This window comes from Kitasatospora sp. NPDC001175 (genome assembly GCF_053598215.1).
Genome location: NZ_JBSFJU010000170.1, coordinates 1 through 4,307, shown reverse-complemented (window position 1 = coordinate 4,307; position 4,307 = coordinate 1). Strand labels below are relative to the sequence as shown.

Genomic DNA, 4,307 nt, shown 5'->3' with positions numbered 1-4,307 from the left:
CCGACCCCGGCCGGCGTGGCCGCCGCGCTTGCGGGGGCCCGCCGGGCGCAGCTGGCCCTGGCGCCCCGGCCCCGGCCCGAGCGGACCCCGCTGTCTTTCGCGCAGCGGCGGCTGTGGTTCCTGCACCAGCTGGAGGGGGCCAGCGCGAACTACAACATCCCGCTGGCGTGGCGACTGTCCGGCCCGCTCGACCGACCGGCGATGCAGGCCGCCCTGGCGGACGTGGTGGCCCGGCACGAGAGCCTGCGCACGGTCTTCCCGGCGGTGGACGGCATGCCGTACCAGAAGGTGCTGGACGTCGTTGTGGCCCGTCCGCGGCTGAACGTGAGCCGGACCATCGAGGCCGAGCTGTCCGGTGTGCTGGCGGCAGCGATGGCCCGCCGGTTCGACTTGGAGAGCGAACTGCCGCTGCACGTCGAGCTGTTCGAGCTCGCGCCGGACGAGCACGTGCTGCTGGTGGTGCTCCACCACATCGCCGGTGACGGCTGGTCGCTGGGCCCGCTCGTGCGGGACCTGACCGCCGCGTACGCGGCGCGCTGCCGGAGCGAGGAGCCGCAGTGGGAGGCGCTGCCGGTCCAGTACGCCGACTACACCATGTGGCAGCACGAACTGCTCGGCGACGCCGCCGACCGGGACAGTCTGTTCGCCCGCCAAGCCGACTACTGGATGCGGCAGTTGGCCGATCTGCCGGAGCAGATCCAGCTGCCCACCGACCGGCCCCGTCCGGCGGTCGCCTCACACCAGGGCGGCATCGTGCGGGCCGGGCTGGACGCGGAGTTGCACCACGGCCTGCGCGAGCTCGCCCGCGTCAACGGGACCAGTCTGTTCATGGTGCTGCAAGCCGCTCTGGCGGCGCTGCTGAGCAAGCTCGGCGCGGGCGAGGACATCCCGGTCGGCAGCCTGATCGCCGGCCGTACCGACCAGGCGCTGGACGAGCTGGTCGGGTACTTCGTCAACACCCTGGTGTTCCGTACCGACACCTCGGGCGACCCGACGTTCGCCGAACTACTCGCCCGGGTCCGGGACACCTCGCTGGCCGCCTACGCCAACCAGGACCTGCCGTTCGAGTACCTGGTCGAAACCCTCAATCCGGTACGGTCACTGGCGCACCACCCGCTGTTCCAGGTCATGCTGGTGCTGCAGAACAACCCGCGGGCCGACTTCACCCCGCCCGGGCTGCGCGTCGGCGCGATGCCGCTGGCCACCAGCACGTCCAAGCTCGACCTGGTCTTCTCGATGTCCGAGCGGCACACGGAGGACGGCACCCCGGAAGGGATCGACGCCTTCGTCGAGTACGCCAGCGACCTGTACGACCCGGCCACCGTCGAGACGATGATCGCGCGCTGGGTCCGGCTGCTCCGTGCGGCGGTCGCCGACCCGCAGCGGCGGCTCAGCCGATTCGACCTGCTCTTCGCCGGGGAGCGCCGCCGACTGCTGTCCGAGCAGGGCGCGGTGACCGCCCCGACCACGGCCACGGGTCTGCTCGGCCTGTTCGAGGCCCGGGTGGCGGCAGGGCCGGATACGGCGGCCCTGGTGTCCGGCGAGAGGGTGTTGGCGTACGGGGAGCTGAACGCCCGGGCCAACCGGCTGGCTCACATGCTGATCGGGCGCGGCGTGGGCCCGGAGCGGCTGGTGGCGCTGCTCCTGCCGCGCTCGGTCGAGCAGGTGGTCGCCCTCCTGGCGGTGCTCAAGACCGGGGCCGCGTACCTGCCGATCGACCCGGACTACCCGGCCGCCCGCATCGAATTCATGCTCACGGACGCCCGGCCCGCGCTGCTGGTCACCACCAGCGCACTCGACGCAGATCTGCCGGGCGCGGCCGGGCTCGACCGCTTGCTGCCCGACGCACCGGACAGCGCCGCCGAGTTGGGCCTGCGGTCGGAGAACGCCCCCGATGTCGTCGTCGAGCCCGAGAACGCCGCGTACGTGATCTACACCTCGGGTTCGACCGGCCGCCCCAAGGGCGTGGTGGTCAGCCACGTGGGCGTGCCGAGCATGGTGGCCGCGATGGTCGAGCGGTTCGCGATCGAGCCGGGCAGCCGGGTGCTCCAGTTCGCCTCGCCGAGCTTCGACGCCTCGGTGTCGGAGATCTTCACCGCCCTGTTGCGCGGCGCGGCGCTGGTGCTGCCGCCGGCGGCGGATCCGGTGTCGGCGCTGACCGACCCGAGCCTTGCGGTCACCCATGCGACCGTGCCGCCGTCCGTGCTGGCGGCACTGCCGGAGCACGAGGTGAGCGTGTCGACGCTGGTGGTGGCGGGTGAGGCGTGTTCGCCGGAGCTGGTGGCGCGGTGGGCGCCGGGGCGGCGAATGATCAATGGGTACGGTCCGACGGAGACCACGGTGTGCGCGACGATGAGCGATCCGTTGTCGCCGTCCTCCGGTGTGCCGCCGATCGGCCGTGCGATCGCCGGTCTGCGGGTGTACGTGCTGGACGAGTGGCTGTGTCCGGTGCCGCCGGGTGTGCCCGGTGAGCTGTATGTGGCGGGGCCGGGGCTGGCCCGGGGGTACCTGAACCGGCCCGGGCTGAGTGCACAGCGGTTCGTGGCCTGTCCGTTCGGCCCGATGGGCACTCGGATGTACCGCACCGGTGACCTGGTGCGGATGCGGGCCGACGGTGAGCTGGAGTACGTCGGCCGGGCCGACGACCAGGTGAAGGTCCGCGGGTTCCGGATCGAGCTCGGCGAGGTCGAGGCGGTATTGGCGGAGCACCCGCAGGTCCGCCAGGTCGCGGTGATCGTTCGGCAGGACCGGGCGGAGGACAGGCGGCTGGTCGCTTACCTGGTGCCTGCCGCCGGGGCGGAGCTCCAGTGGGACGCGCTGCGGGCGCACCTGCGTGAGCGGTTGCCGGAGTACATGGTGCCGGCCGGGTTCGTGTCCATGGACGCCTTGCCGTTGATGGTCAACGGCAAGCTGGACCGGCGCGCCCTGCCCGAGCCCGAGTTCACCGGGTCGCGTACCGGCCGTGCGCCGCATACCCCCCAGGAGCACGTCCTGGCCGAGTTGTTCGCCGAGGTGCTGGGCGTGGCCGGGGTCGGGGTCGACGACGACTTCTTCGAGCTGGGTGGGCACTCGCTGCTGGCGACTCGGCTGGTGGCCCGGGTGCGTGCGACGCTGGGTGTGGAGCTGGAGTTGCGCGCCCTGTTCGAGATGCCGACGGTGGCTGGGCTGGCCGCTGTGCTGGGTGGGGCCGGCCGGGCGCGGCTGGCGCTGAGCCGCGCCGAGCGGCCCGATCGGATCCCGCTGTCGTCCGCGCAGCGACGGCTGTGGTTCCTGCACCAGTTGGAGGGTGCCGGCCCGATCTACAACATGCCGCTGGCGTGGCGGCTGTCGGGGTCGCTCGACCGGGCGGCCCTGGAGGAGGCGCTGGGGGACGTGGTCGATCGGCACGAGAGCCTGCGCACGGTCTACCCCCAGGTCGATGGGGTGCCGTACCAGGAGGTGCTGGGTGCCGGGATGGTCCGGCCGCAGCTGCCCGTCACCCCGGCCGGCGAGGCGGATCTGGCGGAGCTGTTGGTGGCGGCAGCGGCGCGCGGATTCGACCTCGCGACCGAACCACCGCTGCGCGCCCAGGTGTTGGAGCTCTCGGCGGACGAGCACGTGCTGCTGCTGGTGGTGCATCACATCGCTGGTGACGGCTGGTCGCTCGGCCCGCTCTCCGCCGACCTGGCCACCGCGTACGCGGCGCGCTGCCGGGGCGAGGAGCCGCAGTGGGCGCCGCTGCCCGTGCAGTACGCCGACTACACCCTGTGGCAGCACGAGTTGCTCGGCGAGGCCGCCGACCAGGACAGCCTGTTTACCCGTCAGCTGTCCTACTGGAAGGGGCAGTTGTCCGAGCTGCCGGAACAGATCCGGCTTCCTGTCGATCGGCCTCGCCCCGCGACCCCCTCCTACCGTGGCGGGCACCTGGCGATCGAGCTGGACGCGGAGCTGCACGCCGGACTGGTCGGCCTGGGCCGGGAGCACGGCGCCAGCGTGTACATGGTGCTGCAGGCCGCCCTGGCGACACTGCTGCACAAACTGGGCGCGGGAGAAGACATCCCGGTCGGCAGCCTGATCGCCGGCCGAACCGACCAGGCATTGGACGACCTCGTCGGGTTCTTCGTCAACACCCTGGTGATGCGCACCGACACCTCGGGCGACCCGACCTTCGCCGAACTGCTCGGGCGGGTGCGGGAGACCGCGCTGGCCGCGTACGCGCACCAGGAGCTGCCTTTCGAGCACCTGGTCGAGGCCCTCAACCCGTCCCGATCGCTCGCCCGCCAGCCCCTGTTCCAGGTGCTACTGGCGCTGCAGAACGTGCCCCGCTC

At 72.3% G+C, this 4,307-nt stretch carries 1 protein-coding gene; it reads left to right on the top strand.

Going from position 1 to position 4,307, the window contains the following annotated elements:
- Nucleotides 1-15: 15 nt before the first annotated feature.
- Nucleotides 16-4,307 (top strand): amino acid adenylation domain-containing protein (locus tag ACWDAK_RS40720; RefSeq protein ID WP_427396301.1); only part of this gene is annotated, 4,292 nt, incomplete at its 3' end.